13 protein-coding genes are annotated in these 18065 nt (G+C 72.3%); 11 read left to right on the forward strand and 2 right to left on the reverse strand.

Annotated elements, in window-relative coordinates; translation table 11 throughout:
* Positions 1-392 precede the first annotated feature (392 nt).
* Both CR470_RS24870 and CR470_RS24875 read left to right on the forward strand, forming a co-directional pair.
* Positions 393-4274: a glycosyltransferase gene (locus CR470_RS24870; protein WP_097869765.1), complete on the forward strand. Its 3882-nt coding sequence runs from the start codon at positions 393-395 to the stop codon at positions 4272-4274.
* Complete coding sequence (locus CR470_RS24875) at positions 4271-5809, forward strand: DUF5719 family protein (protein WP_097869766.1); 1539 nt, start codon at positions 4271-4273, stop codon at positions 5807-5809. Before CR470_RS24870 ends, CR470_RS24875 begins: the two co-directional genes overlap by 4 nt.
* A gap of 73 nt (positions 5810-5882) precedes the next feature.
* On the opposite strand, the gene CR470_RS24880 is transcribed toward CR470_RS24875, so the two are convergent.
* A complete protein-coding gene (locus tag CR470_RS24880; RefSeq protein WP_097869767.1) occupies positions 5883-6311 on the reverse strand; it encodes a metallopeptidase family protein in 429 nt (142 codons plus the stop codon).
* A gap of 351 nt (positions 6312-6662) precedes the next feature.
* Here CR470_RS24880 and CR470_RS24885 point away from each other — a divergent pair, with 351 nt between their 5' ends.
* From CR470_RS24885 to CR470_RS24920, 8 genes are all read left to right on the forward strand, one after another.
* A complete protein-coding gene (locus tag CR470_RS24885) occupies positions 6663-7040 on the forward strand; it encodes a DUF3499 domain-containing protein (RefSeq protein WP_179892370.1) in 378 nt (125 codons plus the stop codon).
* Between the two features lie 69 nt (positions 7041-7109).
* Positions 7110-8480, forward strand: coding sequence for a phosphomannomutase/phosphoglucomutase (locus tag CR470_RS24890; protein WP_097869768.1), 1371 nt, complete (start codon positions 7110-7112; stop codon positions 8478-8480).
* Positions 8481-8918: 438 nt separating this feature from the next.
* Positions 8919-9101, forward strand: a complete 183-nt coding sequence (locus CR470_RS24895) for a Trm112 family protein (RefSeq protein ID WP_097869769.1) — start codon at positions 8919-8921, stop codon at positions 9099-9101.
* 186 nt (positions 9102-9287) lie between these two features.
* Positions 9288-10424: an SIS domain-containing protein gene (locus tag CR470_RS24900; RefSeq protein ID WP_097869770.1), complete on the forward strand. Its 1137-nt coding sequence runs from the start codon at positions 9288-9290 to the stop codon at positions 10422-10424.
* A 249-nt stretch (positions 10425-10673) separates the two neighbouring features.
* Positions 10674-11849, forward strand: coding sequence for a mannose-6-phosphate isomerase, class I (manA, locus tag CR470_RS24905; RefSeq protein ID WP_097869771.1), 1176 nt, complete (start codon positions 10674-10676; stop codon positions 11847-11849).
* An 87-nt stretch (positions 11850-11936) separates the two neighbouring features.
* The gene (locus tag CR470_RS24910; protein ID WP_097869772.1) at positions 11937-13022 is read left to right on the forward strand and encodes a cation diffusion facilitator family transporter; all 1086 of its coding nucleotides are present in this window, start codon (positions 11937-11939) and stop codon (positions 13020-13022) included.
* Positions 13023-13298: 276 nt separating this feature from the next.
* Positions 13299-14756 (forward strand): adenosylhomocysteinase, encoded by a 1458-nt coding sequence (gene ahcY, locus CR470_RS24915; RefSeq protein ID WP_097869773.1) that lies wholly within the window; start codon positions 13299-13301, stop codon positions 14754-14756.
* Positions 14757-14941: 185 nt separating this feature from the next.
* A complete protein-coding gene (locus CR470_RS24920; RefSeq protein ID WP_097869774.1) occupies positions 14942-15610 on the forward strand; it encodes a hypothetical protein in 669 nt (222 codons plus the stop codon).
* Here CR470_RS24920 and CR470_RS24925 read toward each other — a convergent pair.
* Positions 15607-16512 carry an RDD family protein gene (locus tag CR470_RS24925; protein ID WP_097869775.1) on the reverse strand — a complete coding sequence of 302 codons (906 nt, stop codon included), beginning with the start codon at positions 16510-16512 and terminating at the stop codon, positions 15607-15609. The two genes, CR470_RS24920 and CR470_RS24925, sit on opposite strands and share 4 nt — an antisense overlap.
* A 119-nt stretch (positions 16513-16631) precedes the next feature.
* Between CR470_RS24925 and CR470_RS24930 the strand changes: the two genes are divergently transcribed.
* Positions 16632-17639, forward strand: coding sequence for a stage II sporulation protein M (locus tag CR470_RS24930; protein WP_097869776.1), 1008 nt, complete (start codon positions 16632-16634; stop codon positions 17637-17639).
* The last annotated feature ends 426 nt before the right edge of the window (positions 17640-18065 follow it).

The following is an 18065-nucleotide window of genomic DNA, read 5'->3' on the forward strand; positions in this document are numbered from 1 at the left end:
AGATGTGTATAAGAGACAGCCCCCCCACCCCCCCACCGGCCCCAGGCGCATCCCGGACCATCAAGGGCCCCGCGAGTCGCGGAGCGACCCACCCCCCCGGGGCACGCTTCCTCCCCACTCCTCCAGCCGAGGCCGCCCCTCTCATCGGGCAGGCTCCCCGGAACCGCTTCCCCATGCCGACGGCCCGCCACCGACCCCTTCCCCGGGACTCGGCCGGCGGGCCGTCGGCACGCCCGCGCCCGGCCCCTTCACCCGCTCCGACCCCCGCCACCTGTCCGTACCGTTAGTGTGGGGCCCCGTCCGAGACGCGCCAACGCCCCGACGGCGCGCGCGTGTACACCGATGCAGCCCCCGGGGACGCCCCCGGACCCGGCCGGAGGGCCCGTACCTCGATGTCCGTGCACAGCCACTCGGCGGCGCCGAACGCGGCCGCCGCCGCCCCAGAGTTCCCCCGGCACGTCGTCACCGCCGTGCTCGTCTCCCACGACGGCGCCCGCTGGCTGCCCGACGTGCTGGCCGGGCTGCTCGGGCAGGAACGCCCCGTACAGAACGTCGTCGCCGCCGACACCGGCAGCGCCGACGACTCGGCCCGGCTGGTCACCGAGGCGCTCGGCGACGAACGCGTCCTGCACCTCGCACGCCGCACGAGCTTCGGCACCGCCGTCGACGAGGCGGCCCGCACGGCCGGAGTCCTGACCCCGGACGACCTGCCGTACCTCAAGCGCCCCAGCGGCTGGGACCCGGCCGGCCGGACCTGGGTCGACGAGAACTACGACCTTCCCGAACTGCCGCACGGCGAACCGGTCCAGTGGCTCTGGCTGCTGCACGACGACTGCGCACCCGAGCCGGACGCGCTCGCCGAGATGCTGCGCGTCGTCGACACCGACAAGCACGCCACGATCGTCGGACCCAAGCTGCGCGGCTGGTACGACCGCAAGCAACTCCTCGAAGTCGGCGTCTCCATCGCCAACAGCGGACGCCGCTGGACGGGCCTGGACCGCCGCGAGCAGGACCAGGGCCAGCACGACCAGGTCCGTACCGTCCTGTCCGTCTCCTCCGCCGGCATGCTCATCCGCCGCGACGTCTACGAGGAGCTCGGCGGCTTCGACCGCGGGCTCCCCCTGATGCGCGACGACGTGGACCTGTGCTGGCGCGCCCACCTGGCGGGCCACCGGGTCCTCGTCGCCCCGGACGCCGTCCTGCGGCACGCCGAGGCCTCCGCCCGGGAACGCCGCCCCATCGACTGCGCCGGCCGCTCGGTCGCCAGCCCGCACCGCGTGGACAAGGCGGGCGCGGTCTACACGATGCTCGTCAACGCCCGCGGCAAGGCCCTGCCCTGGGTCCTGCTCCGGCTCGTCGTCGGCACCCTGCTCCGTACCCTCGCCTACCTCGTCGGCAAGGTGCCCGGTCAGGCCCTCGACGAGGTCACCGGCCTGCTCGGCACCCTCCTGCGCCCCGGCCGCATCCTCGCCGCCCGCCGCAACCGCGGCAAGGGCGTCGTCGACGCCGCCGAGCTGCGCGCACTGTTCCCGCCGCCGGGCGCGACCGTCCGGGCCACCGTCGACCAGGTCGCGGGCAACTTCGGCGGCCGTACGGACGCCGACTCGGGCGGTTCACGACACGGAGCCGTCGAATCCGGGCCCGGCGGCGACGACGCCGACTTCCTGGAGATCGACCAGTTCGCCCGCCTCAAGCGCATCGGCCGCAAACCGGGACCCATCCTCTTCGCGCTGCTCCTGATCGTCTCCCTCATCGCCTGCCGCAACCTCCTCAGCGGCGGCGCCCTGGCGGGCGGCGCGCTGCTGCCCGCCCCCGCCGAGGTCGGCGCGCTCTGGGGGCAGTACGCGGACGCCTGGCACACCGTCGGCACCGGCGGCACCCAGACCGCCCCGCCCTACCTCGCGCTGCTCGCCGCGCTGTCGGCCCTGTTCCTCGGCTCGACCGGCCTCGCCGTCAGCGTGCTGCTGGTCTGCTCGATCCCACTGGCCGGGCTCACCGCCTACTTCGCCTCCCGCCCGCTGCTCCCCTCGCGGCTGCTGCGGGCCTGGGCGAGCGTCGCGTACGCCTTCCTGCCCGCCGCGACCGGCGCCCTGGCCACCGGCCGCCTCGGCACCGCCGTCCTCCTCGTCCTGCTCCCGCCGGCCGCCCGCGCGGGCGTCGCCGCCCACGGGCTGCGCGTGGACAGCGCGGCGGGGGAGCGCGGAAGTTGGCGCGCCACCTGGGCGTACACGCTGCTGCTGACCGTCATGATGGCGTTCACCCCGATCGTCTGGCCGCTCGCCGTGGTCCTCGGCATCGGCGTCCTCGTGCTGCGGCGCGGTGACATCACGGCGTACGGACTCCGTTTCGTCGCCGCCGTCGGCACCCCGGTCCTGGTCCTCGCCCCCTGGTCGCTCACCCTCCTGACGAACCCGTCCGCGCTCCTGACCGAAGCGGGCCTGGACATCGGTACGGGAACGGCAACGGGCCTCGACCTGCTCGGCATCAGCCCCGGCGGCCCCGGTGCGGCGGGCGGCGTCCTGCTCCTCGGCATCGTGTTGGCGGCGCTCGCCGCCCTGCTGCGCGGGGAGCGGCAGTTCGCCGTCCGCACCGCCTGGGCGGTCGCGCTCGTCGGCTTCCTCTTCGCCGCCATCGCCAACGGGTCCACCTGGGCCGGGCCCGCCACCCTCGTCTACGGCACCGCCCTGATCGCCGCCGCCCTGGTGGGCGCGGACGGGGCCCGCATCCGGGTCGCCGAACAGAGCTTCGGCTGGCGCCAGCCCGTCGCCGCGCTGATCGCGCTGGCCGCCGGAGTGGCCCCGGTCCTGGCCGCGTTCGGCTGGATGATCGGCGGCGCGGACGGGCCCCTGGAGCGACGCGACCCCGTCCAGGTGCCCGCCTTCGTCGCGGAGGAGAGCACCACCCGCGACCAGCCCCGCACCCTCGTCCTCGGCGGCAGCTCGCCCGACTCCGTGGCGTACAGCCTGGTCCGCGGCTCGGGCGCCCGCCTCGGCGACGGCGAACTCACCGAGGCGGGCGGCAGCAACAGCCACCTCGACAAGGTCGTCGCCAACCTCGTCGCCGGCTCCGGCGCCGACCAGGGCGGCCAGCTCAGCGGCTTCGCGATCCGTTACGTCCTCGTCCGGGACGGAGCGCCGCGCCAGATGAGCCGGGTCCTCGACTCGACGCCCGGCCTCAGCCGCCTCAGCCAGCTCGACGGCAGCGCCCTGTGGCGCGTGGACCGCCAGGTCGCCCGTGTCATGATCACCCCGGCTTCGGGCGAGGGCGAGCACCTTCCGGTCGGCTCGGCCGCCGTCGAGGCCCACTCCGAGATCCCGTCCGGACAGGAGGGCCGTGTGCTGCGGATCGCGGACGCCGCCGACCCGGGCTGGACGGCGACCCTGGACGGCAAGCCGCTGCCCCGCAAGACGGTCGACGGCTGGGCCCAGGGCTTCGAACTGCCCGCGGAGGGTGGCCGTCTGGACCTCACCTACGACGCCCCGATCACGCACACCGCGTGGACCTGGGCGCAGGCCGGACTCCTTCTGGTCCTGGTGGTCATGGCCCTGCCGGGCCGCCGCCGGGAGATCGACGACGACCTGCCCGAGGAGGCTGCGCTCGCCGTCGCCGCCGAGCCGGTCGACGGAGAGGGCCGCCGCGCCCGCAGGCTGCGCGCCGCGGCCCAGGCCGAGACGGCGGCCGCAGCACCGGAGGCCGGGGACGACGCCTACCCCGACGACCGCGATCCGTCACGAGCCGCGGACCCGGCCGCGGGCCCGGGGGAGTACATCCCCGCGCAGCAGTCCGCCGACCCGTACGCCGCGAGCCCCCCGGCGCACGACCCTCAGGAAGCCACCGGCGGCTACGCGGCGGTCCCGCAGCAGCAGTACGGCGAGTACGCGCAGTGGGAGGGTCAGCAGCAGCCGGGCGCCGACTACTACGCGACGTACCAGCCGGACCCGTACGCCCAGCAGCAGCAGCAACAACAGCAACAGCAACAGCAGCAACAGCAGAACGTCGGCTACCAGGGATACGACGCCCAGGACCCCTACACACAGCAGCAGTACGGCGACCAGGGCACGTACAACGACCAGGGCACGTACAACGACCAGGGCGCGTACGACGAGTACGGCCAGTACGTCGGCGGGCCGTACCAGCAGCAGCCCTACACCGACCCCACCCAGCCGCCCCCGCCCGACCAGCACCCCGCCGAGAACGGCGAACAGACCGACCCCCCGGCCCCGGGTCAGGCCCCGTGGCAGACCGGTAACGCATCGCGAGGCGAGTCCGAGTGAAGTCCACCCACCTGTCCCTGATCGCGGGCGCCACCGTCCTGGCCGCCATCACCGGATTCGCCACGGTCACCGCGCCCGGCGCCCCGGCGTCCACCGGGGCGAACTCCGCCGAGCTGCGGCCGGTCGAGCGCTCCAGCCTGGTCTGCCCGGCGCCCAGCGACTCCGACCTCGCGGAGACGCGGTACACCTCCTTCACCCCGGCGGGCGAGGGCGGCGACGCCAAGGGCACCGCCGAGCTGAAGCCGGCCCTCCCGGTCGTGGACGACGAGGACGAGACCGACCCGAAGAAGGTCAAGAAGGCCGAGGAAGCGGCGAAGAAGGCGAAGGAGAAGGCCGACAAGCCGTTCCTCGCCGTGAAGGAGCCCGGAAAGCCGGTCGTCGCCGAGGCGGACGGCGCCGACGCCCCGGCCCTCGTCGGCACGGCCACCGGCCGCCTGGCCCCCGGCTGGGCCGCACAGCAGACCACCGAGGTCACCGCCGGCGGCGCCCGCGGGCTCCTCGGAGTCACCTGCACCGCCCCCGACACGGACTTCTGGTTCCCGGGCGCGAGCACCGCGAAGTCCCGCCAGGACTACCTCCACCTCACCAACCCCGAGGACTCCGCCGCCGTCGCCGACATCGAGCTGTACGGCCCCGAGGGCGCGCTCAAGTCCGACGTCAACGACGGCATCACCGTGCCGGCCCGCTCCAGCGTCGCCCTTCTGCTGTCCACCCTCACCTCCGAGGCCGTCGACCAGCTGACCGCCCACGTCACCACCCGCTCGGGGCGGATCGGAGCGGTCGTCCTGAGCGCGGACGACAGCGCGGGCAGCGACTGGATCTCCGCGTCCCAGGAACCCTCCGGCACGCTCGTGCTGCCCGGCATCCCGGCCGACGCCACCTCCGTACAGCTGGTGGCGTTCGCGCCCGGCGAGGACGACGCGGACGTGAAGGTCCAGCTCATGGGGAAGAACGCGGCGTTCTCCCCGGCCGGGAACGCCACCCTGCACATCAAGTCCTCGATGACGGCGGCCGTGGACCTCAAGGACGTCACCCGCGGCGAACCGGGCTCCCTGCGCCTGAGCCCCGTCCAGAAGGACCGGGCGACCCCGATCGTGGCCGCACTGCGCGTGGTCCGGGGCAAGGGCGACAAGCAGGAGGTCGCCTACATTCCGGCCACCGGACCGGTCGGCGCACGGGCGAGCGTCCCGGACAACGGGGAAAAGGGCTCGACGCTGTCCCTGACCGCGCCGGGCGCCACGGCCGAGGTGAAGGTCACCGCGTCGGCGGGCAGCGACGGCGGCGAACCGGCCGTGGAGACGTACACGGTCAAGGCCGGCACCACCCTCGCGGTCACCCCGAAGGCCCCGGACGGCCTCAAGGGCGCCTACGCGCTGACCGTCGAGACGACGTCGGGCGGCCCGGTCCACGCGTCGCGCTCCCTGGCGCGCACGGAGGGCGGGGTCCCGATGTTCACCGTGCAGACGCTCCCCGACGACGGGGGCACGGTCGAGGTCCCGTCGGCCCGCCAGGACCTCTCGGTCCTGGACGACTGAGCGCGAGCGAGCCTCCGACAGCCACGCCGGGCCCCCGGGGACGACCCGGCAGGCGGCAGTCTGACGACAGGCCCTAGTCCTGCCCGTACCGGGGGTCGACCGACTCGGGCGCCAGCCCCAGCAGCTCGGCGACCTGCTCGACGACGACCTCGTGCACGAGCAGGGCGCGCTCGTCGCGGTTCTTGGTGCGGATCTCGACGGGTCGCCGGTAGACGACGATCTGCGCGGGCCGCCCCTTGCCCCCGGACACCGCGCTGCCGAGCGGAACGATCTCCTCCGGGGTGTCCGGCACATCGAGGACGACGAAGTCGACCTCGGCCAGCTGGGGCCAGCGCCGCTCCAGCCGCTCCACCGAGTCCTGGACCAGATCACGGAAGGTCTCGCCCCGGCTGGCCGACAGCGGCACCTGCGGTGGTGCGACCGGCCCGCGCATGCCGCGGCCATGACGGTCACGGCGCCGGGGCCGCGGCTCGAACGGGCGGGGAGGTACGGAGCTGTCCATCACCGACGCAGCGTAACGCTCCGGGGACCGGAGCGACCGGGGAGACGACACGGCCGGCCGGGCCTCTCGGAAGGGGGATCGTCCCGCTTCCGGATGTCCGCAGTTGAACATTTCGGCCAAGGTTAAGCTCCTTTCAGGCCCGTGATCCGATCATCGACCCCGCGCCCGACGCCGCGATCCACCCCGCCCGCGACCGGTACGACCACCGTGCGACGGCCGGGCCCCTGCCCCGGCGCAGGTCAGGACAGCCGCCGGGGCAGCCGCTGTGCCCCAGGTCACGGGGCGACACGGTGGGGTGACCCAAGGGGGAGTCGTCGCAGCCCGCTCAAGAGTGCGGTAGCGTCCACCATCGTGAGCCCTGTACGTCGCTGTTCGCGCACCGCGTGCGGCCGCCCTGCCGTCGCGACACTGACGTACGTCTATGCCGATTCGACTGCGGTCCTCGGCCCGCTCGCCACCTACGCCGAGCCCCACTGTTACGACCTCTGCGCCGAACACAGTGAGCGGCTTACCGCGCCACGGGGCTGGGAAGTGGTGCGGCTCTCCGACGGCTCCGCACCGGCGCACCCCAGCGGCGACGACCTCGAAGCACTGGCCAACGCGGTCCGCGAAGCGGCACGCCCGCACGAGCGGGGCCCGGACGGCGGGGGCCGGGGACCGCGCTCCGCCGACCCGGTGGAAGTGGCCCGCCGGGGGCACCTGAGGGTGCTGCGCTCCCCCGACTCCTGAGGCCCCATCCTGGGGTACTGCCAGGCCGGGTAGTTTGGGCGGTCCGCAAAGACCCCAGGAGGACCGGCCGTGGTTGCTGATCTGTCGCAGCTCGTGAAGGCGTACGACGTGCGCGGAGTGGTGCCCGACCAGTGGGACGAATCGCTGGCCGAACTCTTCGGAGCCGCGTTCGTCCAGGTCACGGCCGCCGACGCGATCGTGATCGGCCACGACATGCGCCCCACGTCACCAGGGCTCGCCGGTGCGTTCGCCCGGGGCGCGGCAGCCCGGGGCGCGGACGTCACGCTCATCGGCCTCTGCTCGACGGACCAGCTGTACTACGCGTCGGGAGCCCTCGGCCTCCCCGGAGCGATGTTCACGGCCTCGCACAACCCGGCCCGGTACAACGGCATCAAGATGTGCCGGGCCGGCGCCGCCCCGGTCGGCCAGGACACCGGCCTCGCCGAGATCCGCACCCTGGTCGAGCAGTGGTCGGAAGGCGCCCCGCAGCCGCCGGCCGCCACCGCCCCCGGCACGATCACCGAACGGGACACCCTCACCGACTACGCGGCCCACCTCCTCGGCCTGGTCGACTGCAAGGCGATCCGCCCCCTCAAGGTCGTGGTCGACGCGGGCAACGGCATGGGGGGCCACACGGTCCCCACGGTCTTCGGAGGCCTCCCACTCGACCTCGTACCCCTGTACTTCGAGCTGGACGGGACCTTCCCCAACCACGAGGCCAACCCCCTCGACCCCAAGAACATCGTCGACCTCCAGGCCCGCGTCCTCGCCGAGGGCGCCGACCTCGGCCTCGCCTTCGACGGCGACGCGGACCGCTGCTTCGTGGTCGACGAGCGGGGCGCGGGCGTCTCCCCCTCCGCGATCACGGCCCTGGTCGCCGCCCGCGAGCTGGCCCGCAACGGCGGAGAGGGCATCGTCATCCACAACCTGATCACCTCCTGGTCCGTCCCCGAGGTGGTCCGCGAGAACGGCGGCACCCCGGTCCGCACGCGGGTCGGCCACTCCTTCATCAAGACGGAGATGGCGGAGCACGGCGCGATCTTCGGCGGCGAGCACTCGGCGCACTACTACTTCCGCGACTTCTGGAACGCCGATACGGGCATGCTCGCCGCCCTCCACGTACTCGCCGCACTCGGCGGCCAGCAGAAGCCGCTCTCCGAGCTGGTCGCGGAGTACGACCGCTACAGCGGCTCCGGCGAGATCAACTCCACCGTCGCCGACCAGACCGCCAGCCTGGCCACGGTCAGGAAGGTCTACGGCGCCCGCGACGGCATCACCTTCGACGACCTGGACGGCCTCACGGCCACAGCCGCCGACTGGTGGTTCAACCTCCGCGCCTCGAACACGGAACCGCTCCTGCGCCTGAACGTCGAGGCGAGGGACGAGGAGACGATGGCGGCGGTACGCGACGAGGTCCTGACCCTGATCCGCGAAGCCTGAGCCAGCAGGCGGCCTTGGTTCCGGCCCCGGCCCCGGCCCCGGCCCCGGTCGGGGTCGGGGTCGGGGCCGCGGTCGGCGGCGAGGTCCCGGGCCTTCGGCGTTTCGCGGCGTTCGCGTTCCCCCGCCCCGCTCCTTCCAGCCCCTCCGGCGTTTGAGGAGCGGGGCCCGGGGCGGAGCCCCGGCTACGGGAAGGGGCGGGGCCGGAAGAGGCCCGCCGCAGGCGCCCACCCCTCCGCGCCCCACCCGCACCTGAGCCCCACCCGCGCCCGCGCCCCACCGCACGGCGCCTCCACCGCACAGCGGTCCCCACCACGGGGCCCCACCCACCCCATCCCCGTTTCATCCCCCGGCCAGGCCGCGCCCCCTCCACCCCGACGGTAGGCTGACGACGCCTGATCCACGCGGATCGGAACTCGCATGCTCGAAGGGACTCACCCCATGGCGCTCGAAGCCGGCCTCCTGGAGATCCTGGCCTGCCCGGCCTGCCACGCCCCGCTCGACGACCGTTCGGCGGCCGACAGCCCTGAGCTGATCTGCACGGGCGACGACTGCGGCCTGGCCTACCCGGTCCGGGACGGCATCCCGGTCCTTCTCGTCGACGAGGCGCGCCGCCCCGCCTGACCGCGCGAGCGACACGCGTACGGGCAGGACGACGCAGGAAGGCCCCGGCAGCGCACGACGACCGGGCCCGACCGCAGGCGGGGCGGGGCCACCGTCCGGCACCGCGCCGGTCCCGGCGGCCACGCCACCGCGTCCGTGCCCGTTTCCGCAGCCCGCACCCCACCCGGTGATCGGAGGCCCACCGCCATGCTCGACGAGTCCTTGCTCGATGACCCGGAAGCCCTGACCCGAGCCGACCGCCGCGATCTGCTGCGCGGTGACGCCGAGGCAGGCGCCCGGGTCCGTACCGCCGTCCGGTACGCCGCCGAGGCCGGCATCGGAGGTCTGAACCCGGAGGGCCGGCCCCGAGCCGTCCTCGTGGCGGGCCCCGGCACCGCCGCCTCCGGGGTCGCCGACCTGATCGGCGCGCTGGCAGGCGCGGCCGCCCCCGTCGTACGCATGCACCCCACGGGCGTCGCCCCCGCCCCCGGCGCCCTCCGATGGGCCCTGCCCGGCTGGGCCGGATCCGTGGACCTGCTCCTCATCGCGACCGCCGACGGGTCCGAACCGGGCCTGGCCCTGCTCGCCGAACAGGCCTACCGCCGCGGCTGCACCGTCGTCGCCGTCGCCCCCACCCGCTCCCCGCTGCGCGAGGCGGTCGACGGGGTGCACGGCCTGGTCGTCCCGATGGCCGCCGCCCCGTACGGCGAGTACGACGCGGAGACCTCTGCCGCCGGCCCCGGCACGCTGTGGGCCCTGCTCACCCCCCTGCTGGCACTCCTGGACCGGGTCGGCCTGGTGACCGCGCCTCCGGAGGACCTGCAGAAGGTGGCGGACCGCCTGGACCGCACCGCGGAACGCTGCGGCCCGGCCATCGCCACGTACAGCAACCCGGCCAAGACACTCGCCGCCGAGCTCGCCGACAGCCTGCCGCTGCTCTGGACGGAGGGCGACGCCGCAGGCCCGGTGGGACGCCGCTTCGCCGCCGTCCTGTCCGAACTCGCCGGCCGCCCCGCCCTGGCCGCGGAACTGCCCGAGGCACTGCCCTCGCACGGCACGCTCCTCGCCGGGGACTTCGCGGCAGGGGCGGACCCCGACGACTTCTTCCGCGACCGGGTCGACGAGGGCGAGACGCTGAGGGCCCGGGTCGTCCTGCTCCGGGACCGCCCGACAGGAGGCCTCAGCGCCTACCCGGCGGCCCGGGAGCTGGCACTCGGCCACGACACACCCGTGAGCGAGCTGGAACCGGAGGAAGGCAGCGAGCTGGAGGCCGTGGCCGAACTGCTCGCGATCACCGACTTCGCAGCGGTCTACCTGTCACTGGCCTCGGCCCCCCAGCCCTGACAGAAACACCAGAACACCGCACAGGACCGCGCCCCCGGGAAACACGCGGGGAAGCACCCCCCCCGGGAAGCACCCCCAGGGAACACGCCCAAGCGACACCTCCACACGGAACACCCCCACACGGAAAACACGGAACACACCACACCGACCGCGTCACCCCCCGGCCACCCCCACGACGCCAGGACCTCACGTAACACTGATACCCCTGGTGCCACACTCACCCGATCCGCCCCACCCGAGGACGACTCCATGGACCGGCTGTCCAACACCGTGCGCCCCTACGCCTGGGGGTCCACCACGGCCATCCCCGGCCTGCTCGGCATCGCGCCCACCGGCGAACCGCAGGCCGAGATGTGGATGGGAGCCCACCCCGGAGCGCCCTCACGTATCACCCGTACCACCGCGTCCGGCGAAATCGAACTGGCCCTCACCGAGGCCATCGACGCCGACCCGGAAGGCGAGCTCGGCACGCAGACCGTCGCCCGGTTCGGCCCCCGCCTCCCCTTCCTCCTGAAGCTCCTCGCCGCCGGCGCCCCCCTCTCCGTCCAGGTCCACCCGAACCTGGAGCAGGCCCACGAGGGCTACGCCGACGAGGAAGCCCGGGGCGTCCCGATCGACGCCCCGCACCGCACGTACAAGGACGCGAACCACAAGCCCGAACTCATCTGCGCCCTCACCCCCTTCGACGGGCTGTGCGGCTTCCGCCGGCCCGCCGAGGCGGCGGACGCGATGGAGGCGCTGGGAGTCGACTCCCTCAAGCCGTACGTGGACCTCCTCCGTGCCCACCCCGAGGAGGCGGCCCTCCGCGAGGTGCTCACGGCGATCCTCGGCGCGGAACCGGCGGAGATGGCCGAGACCGTGGCGGACGCGGCGGCCGCCGCCGAGCGCCTCGGCGGCGCCCACGCCCCGTACGCCCGTATCGCCCACCACTTTCCCGGCGACCCCGGGGTCCTGGCCGCGATGCTGCTGAACCACGTGCGACTCCAGCCCGGAGAAGCCCTGTTCCTCGGCGCGGGCGTCCCGCACGCCTACCTCGACGGCCTCGGCGTCGAGATCATGGCCAACTCGGACAACGTGCTGCGCTGCGGCCTGACCCCCAAGCACATCGACGTCCCCGAACTCCTGCGGATCGTCCGGTTCGAGGCCACCGAGCCCGGCGTACTGCGCCCGGAAGCGGCCCCGTCGGGAGAGGAGCGCTACGAGACACCCGTCGACGAGTTCGCCCTGTCCCGCTACACCCTCGCCCCAGGGGCGGCCCCCACCGAACTGACCGCCCCCACGCCCCAGATCCTGCTCTGCACGGCGGGCTCGGTCACCGTCGGCGAACTCGCGCTCGGACCGGGGGAGTCCGCGTACGTTCCGGCCGGCGAGACCGTCGAGGCGGCGGGACCGGGAACACTCTTCCGTGCCACCGTGGCCGCCTGACCCACGGGCCGTCCCGACGACTGCAACAATGTGCCGCCTCACCGCGGCGGCACGTGCCGCGCACCGACGAAGGGACACCACGCACTCATGAGCGCGTCAGGCGGAACCAAGGCGATCGTGGCGGCACTCGTCGCCAACCTCTCGATCGCCGTGGCCAAATTCGTAGCGTTCCTCTTCAGTGGTTCGTCGTCGATGCTCGCGGAGAGCGTCCACTCACTCGCCGACTCGGGCAACCAGGGACTCCTGCTGCTCGGCGGCAAGAAGGCGAAGCGCGAAGCCACTCCTCAGCACCCCTTCGGCTACGGGCGCGAGCGCTACATCTATGCCTTCCTCGTCTCCATCGTCCTCTTCTCGGTCGGTGGCATGTTCGCGGTCTACGAGGGCTACGAGAAGATCAAGCACCCGCACGAGATCGAGGCCTGGTACTGGCCGGTCGGGGTCCTGGTCTTCGCGATCATCGCCGAGATCTTCTCCTTCCGTACGGCGATCCGTGAGTCCAACCAGACGCGCGGCGACCGCTCCTGGACCGAATTCGTCCGCCACTCCAAGGCGCCCGAACTCCCGGTCGTTCTCCTGGAGGACCTCGGCGCGCTCGTCGGCCTGATCCTGGCGCTCGCGGGCGTCGGCCTCGCCCTCGGCACCGGCAACGGCGTCTGGGACGGCATCGGCACCCTCTGCATCGGCATCCTGCTGATCCTCATCGCGATCGTCCTGGCCGTCGAGACGAAGTCCCTCCTGCTCGGCGAGTCCGCCGGCGTCGAGGACGTCGAGAGGATCAAGGCGGCCGTGGTGGACGGCGACACCGTCACCCGCATCATCCACATGCGCACCCTCCACCTCGGTCCCGAGGAACTGCTGGTCGCCGCCAAGATCGCGGTCCGGCACGACGAGACCGCGACCGAGATCGCCGCCGCCATCAACGCCGCCGAGAACCGCATCCGCGCGGCGTGCCCGATCGCCCGGGTCATCTACCTGGAGCCGGACATCTACAACGCGGACGCCGCAGCGACCGCAACCAACCCGGGCCAGGCGACCGAAGCCCCGGGCACCGCCACCACCGGAACCGGCTCCACCACCGGAACCGGCTCCACCACGGAAACGGGCTCCGAGACGGGCGAGGGCCCGGATGCGGGCCCCGGTGCGGGCCCGGCCTCGAAGGATTCAGGCCACTGACCCACCGCACACCAGCCCCGATCGGCCCGGTGACCTCTCACACATGCCTCTCTCCCCGAACGGGCTGGGGCTCACTGGGCCGTTCGGTGTAGATTCGGATACGGATAACAGACGTCGCTGCTGATGGCGGTCGACCGGCTGGCGGGAGCGAGCCGGGCGAGGGACAGAGGGCCTCCGACGGACTGCACTGCGAACGCCCGGGCATTCGTGTGCCCGCCGCGCCGCAGAGTCAGCCCAGACAGCCCACCCTCGACCCATCACGAGGAGCAGCCCGTTATGACGACGGCCACCAACCGCCAGGACTTCAAGGTCGCCGACCTCTCCCTCGCCGCTTTCGGGCGCAAGGAGATCACGCTCGCCGAGCACGAGATGCCCGGCCTGATGTCGATCCGCAAGGAGTTCGCCGCCGCTCAGCCGCTGGCCGGCGCCCGGATCACCGGATCGCTGCACATGACCGTGCAGACCGCCGTGCTCATCGAGACCCTCGTCGCCCTGGGCGCCGATGTCCGCTGGGCCTCCTGCAACATCTTCTCCACCCAGGACCACGCCGCCGCGGCCATCGCGGTCGGCCCGAACGGCACTCCGGAAGCCCCTGCGGGCGTCCCGGTCTTCGCCTGGAAGGGCGAGACGCTGGAGGAGTACTGGTGGTGCACGGAGCAGGCGCTGACCTGGCCGAACACCCCCACCGGCGGCCCGAACATGATCCTGGACGACGGTGGCGACGCCACCCTCCTCGTCCACAAGGGCGTCGAGTTCGAGAAGGTCGGCGCCGCCCCGGACCCGTCGACCGCGGACAGCGAGGAGTTCGCCCACATCCTCACCCTGCTGAACCGCACGCTCGGCGAGGCCCCGCAGAAGTGGACCCAGCTCGCGTCCGAGATCCGCGGTGTCACCGAGGAGACGACGACAGGGGTGCACCGCCTGTACGAGATGCACCGTGACGGTTCCCTCCTGTTCCCCGCGATCAACGTGAACGACGCGGTGACCAAGTCGAAGTTCGACAACAAGTACGGCTGCCGCCACTCGCTCATCGACGGCATCAACCGCGCCACCGACGTCCTGATCGGCGGCAAGACCGCCGTCGTCCTCGGCTACGGCGACGTGGGCAAGGGCTGCGCGGAGTCCCTGCGCGGCCAGGGCGCCCGGGTGATCATCACGGAGATCGACCCGATCTGCGCGCTGCAGGCGGCGATGGACGGCTACCAGGTGGCCACGCTGGACGACGTCGTGGAGCAGGCGGACATCTTCGTCACCACGACGGGCAACAAGGACATCATCATGGCCAAGGACATGGCCCGGATGAAGCACCAGGCGATCGTCGGGAACATCGGCCACTTCGACAACGAGATCGACATGGCCGGCCTCGCGAAGATCGACGGCATCGTCAAGGACGAGGTCAAGCCCCAGGTCCACACCTGGACGTTCCCCGACGGCAAGGTCCTCATCGTCCTGTCCGAGGGCCGCCTCCTCAACCTGGGCAACGCGACCGGACACCCGTCCTTCGTGATGTCCAACAGCTTCGCGGACCAGACCCTCGCGCAGATCGAGCTGTTCACGAAGCCCGAGGAGTACCCGACCGACGTGTACGTGCTGCCCAAGCACCTGGACGAGAAGGTCGCCCGGCTCCACCTCGACGCCCTGGGCGTCAGGCTCACGACGCTGCGCCCCGAGCAGGCGGCGTACATCGGTGTCCAGGTAGAGGGCCCGTACAAGCCCGACCACTACCGCTACTGATCCGCTACTGATCCATCCGCGGACACTGATCCACCCTCGGTGTCCGGGAGGACGGCCTCCCGGACACCGAGCGGCGTCAGACCCTCAGTAGCTCCAACAGATTTGAGAGCAGGCCCCCGCACCCCCGTGGCGGGGGCCTGCTCCCGTTACCGCTCCCGCACAGCCCGAGGAACCCGAAGGACCCCATGCCCCGCGGCAGGTATTCGCTCCACGACCTTCACGATCACACCCCCCTCGGCGAAGAACACTTCCACTGCGCCCCAGGCCCCTCCGGCTGGCGCTACGTCTCCCAGACCACATCCCCCGCCGGAGACCACCTCGGCTCCGTCGACCTCGCCCTGGACGAGCTGGGCCGGCCCATCCGCCTCGAACTCCATGCCGCGAGCTGGCAGGTACGAGGAGCAGCCCTGGAAGGGGTCACCTGGGTCCGGACCGACCCGACCGGCAGCCACGCCACCGAAGGCAACGTCCGCGCCCACACCTTCGCCGGCACATCTCCCGCGTTCCTCATCGCCATGACCCGCCTCCTGCGCCTCACCCCCGCTTCCCCCACGACCCGCGTCCGCGTGGTCACCTTCACGGACCCGGTTCTCGCGCCCCGGACCGTCGACCAGTCCTGGGCTCTGGTGAACAGTGAAGCGCACACCACTGACAACGGCCCCCTGATCGTGGACGAATACCAGGTCAGCGCCCTGGACACCGGGGAGCGGCACATCATCCACATCGCCGGTGACGTGGTCCTCGCGGCACCCGGCATCGAGCTCGAACACCTGGAGACGCCCCCGTCACCCCGCGCCTCCGGCACTCCGGCCGACCAGGACCTGACGCCCGGGCCAGCGCCGGACAGCGCCTAGCCGGGCGGGGCGAATCCGCCCGAGGAGGCACTCCCGCGCCGCTGCCCGTGAGCACCGCCGGCCTCGTCCCCCGCCCCGGAACCAGCCCCACCAGGCCCACCGGCCCCACCGGGCCAGGCAGGCCCGGACGGTACGGGCCCCTCGGCCCGGGGCCCGGCGAACACGCGCCGCGCATCCCGTGACTGCCGCTCATGAACCACCGCGGCCAGAAACGCGGCCGCGGGAACACCCTGAGGCGCGGCGGCTCCTGTCCGTGCGGCCACTTCACCGGCCAGCCGTTCCGCGATCGAAGCACCTACACCTGGATCCAGCTGCTGCATCCGCGTCAGGTACTGCCGTATCGCGAGCCAGAGTTCGTCGGGTACGGCCGACAGATCCAGCTGCGCGAACCGGCCGACCAGCCAGGGCGGGGGAGGCGGCACGGAGACGGACCGGCCCGTGGCCGCGACCCGTTCCCGGATCACCAACGTCCCGGCGAACACGTCACCGATCCGGCGACCCCGCGCCGACACCAGGGATGCGATCGAGGCCAGGGCGCCGAAGGTCATGAGGATCTCGACGAGCCCCATCGCCCCCCGCACGAGCGCGTGCCGGAACCGGATCGGCCCACCGTCGTCCCGTACCACCCGCAGCCCGCAGGCCAGCTTTCCCAGTGACCGGCCATGACTCAGCGTCTCCACCGCGACCGGCCCACCGATCAGGACCAGCAGGAAAGAGGCGACTCCGATCGCCGCGACCGCTGCCTCGTCCAACGAAACGGAAGCGATGCCCAGCACGACCGATACCAGGATGAAGACGACGAACGTCACCGCCAGGTCGATCGCCGAGGCCAGCGCCCGGCTCGGCAGCCGCGCGGGCCTCAACCCCAGAACGACCGCGTCCCCGGTCACCAGCTCACTCATCGGGCCCCACCCTTCGCCGACCTTCTCTGCCTCAGCCGGGCACAGTCTGCCAAGCTGACCGCCAGCGCGCCGCAGTAGTAGGGCCCCGTACCCACCCTCGCCTGGAGCAACAGACGCCCATGGACCTCGATGTCTTCGTCACCGCCCACCGTACGGAGTGGGACCGCCTCGAACACCTCCTGCGCCGGGGGCGCCGCCTCACGGGCGCGGAAGCGGACGAACTCGTCGTCCTCTACCAGCGCACGGCGACCCACCTCTCGCTGGTCCAGTCGGGCAGCCCCGACCCGCTCCTCACCGGACGTCTCACCCAGCTCGTGGCCCGCGCCCGGTCGACGGTGACCGGCACCCGCAAGGCCTCCTGGCGGGACGCGGCCCGTTTCCTCACCGCGGGATTCCCCGCGGCCGTCTACCGATCGCGCCACTGGTGGATTCCCACCGCGGTCCTCTCGACAGCGCTGGCCGCACTGCTGGGCTGGTGGATCGGCACTCACCCCGAGGTACAGGCCGCGATCGCCGCACCGGAAGACCTCCGGGCGATGACCCGGCCGGGCGGGGAGTACGAGACCTACTACTCCAGCCATCCGGCGGCGTCGTTCGCGGCACAGGTATGGACGAACAACGCGCAGGCCGCGGCCCTGTGCCTGGTCCTGGGGGCGTTCCTCTGCATACCGGTGATCTGGATCCTCTTCCTCAACATGCTCAACCTCGGCGTCGGTATAGGCCTCATGTCCTCCGCGGGCCGTCTCGACGTCTTCCTCGGCCTGGTGCTTCCCCACGGTCTGCTCGAACTGACCGCGGTGTTCGTCGCCGCCGGCACTGGGCTCCGCCTCGGCTGGACAGTGATCGACCCGGGTCCCCTGTCACGCCGCACCGCCCTGGCTCAGCAGGGCCGCGCCGCCCTGGGTATGGCCATCGGTCTGGCCCTGGTCCTGTTCGTCTCCGGACTCATCGAAGGCTTCGTGACCCCGTCCGGTCTTCCGACCTGGGCCCGGATCACCATCGGCATCGCCGCTGAGCTGGCCTTTCTCGCGTACGTCTACATCCTCGGAGGCCGCGCGGCCCGCGCCGGCGACACAGGCGACCTCACAGTGGTCGAACGCAGCGCCGAACTTCCCACCGCAGCCTGACCGCCGATGTGCTTTCACCACTGCTGACCTGCTAGTGTCCTCCTCGCCCACAAAAGCCGTTGACACGGCAGATGTGGGGAGGTAGATTCGAACGGTTGCCTCGGACTGGACAAGTTCGGGTTGAGCGCGTAGCGTCTATCTCGCTCGTGCAGGAGCGCTTGTTAACTCCGCCGGGCCAAATGATTCTCCTTTCTCGGACTCATCGGGTCGTTCGTTCAGCTCCGTGAGTTTCTGATAAAGTCGGATCCGCCGAAAGGCAAGGCCGCTCGACAGGCCACCGGAAATCGAATTCGGGCCGGAAACGGAACGGAAAAGATTCTGGTAAAGTCGGACTCGCCGAAAGGGGAAACGCGAAAGCGAAGAACCGGAAGGCGAAGCAGGAAATGCGAGACCCGCTTCGACCGGGAATCGGACGCGAAAGAGTCT

The sequence above is a fragment of the Streptomyces sp. rh34 genome (genome assembly GCF_002551245.1).
GTDB lineage: Bacteria > Actinomycetota > Actinomycetes > Streptomycetales > Streptomycetaceae > Streptomyces.

Bases quoted from the DNA above. Each gene is read 5' to 3' on its own strand.
- CR470_RS24870 (WP_097869765.1), top strand. From the start codon at position 393: ATGTCCGTGCACAGCCACTCGGCGGCGCCGAACGCGGCCGCCGCCGCC.
- CR470_RS24880 (WP_097869767.1), bottom strand. From the start codon at position 6,311: ATGGACAGCTCCGTACCTCCCCGCCCGTTCGAGCCGCGGCCCCGGCGC.
- CR470_RS24895 (WP_097869769.1), top strand. From the start codon at position 8,919: ATGGCGCTCGAAGCCGGCCTCCTGGAGATCCTGGCCTGCCCGGCCTGC.
- CR470_RS24900 (WP_097869770.1), top strand. From the start codon at position 9,288: ATGCTCGACGAGTCCTTGCTCGATGACCCGGAAGCCCTGACCCGAGCC.
- manA (WP_097869771.1), top strand. From the start codon at position 10,674: ATGGACCGGCTGTCCAACACCGTGCGCCCCTACGCCTGGGGGTCCACC.
- CR470_RS24910 (WP_097869772.1), top strand. From the start codon at position 11,937: ATGAGCGCGTCAGGCGGAACCAAGGCGATCGTGGCGGCACTCGTCGCC.
- ahcY (WP_097869773.1), top strand. From the start codon at position 13,299: ATGACGACGGCCACCAACCGCCAGGACTTCAAGGTCGCCGACCTCTCC.
- CR470_RS24920 (WP_097869774.1), top strand. From the start codon at position 14,942: ATGCCCCGCGGCAGGTATTCGCTCCACGACCTTCACGATCACACCCCC.
- CR470_RS24925 (WP_097869775.1), bottom strand. From the start codon at position 16,512: ATGAGTGAGCTGGTGACCGGGGACGCGGTCGTTCTGGGGTTGAGGCCC.
- CR470_RS24930 (WP_097869776.1), top strand. From the start codon at position 16,632: ATGGACCTCGATGTCTTCGTCACCGCCCACCGTACGGAGTGGGACCGC.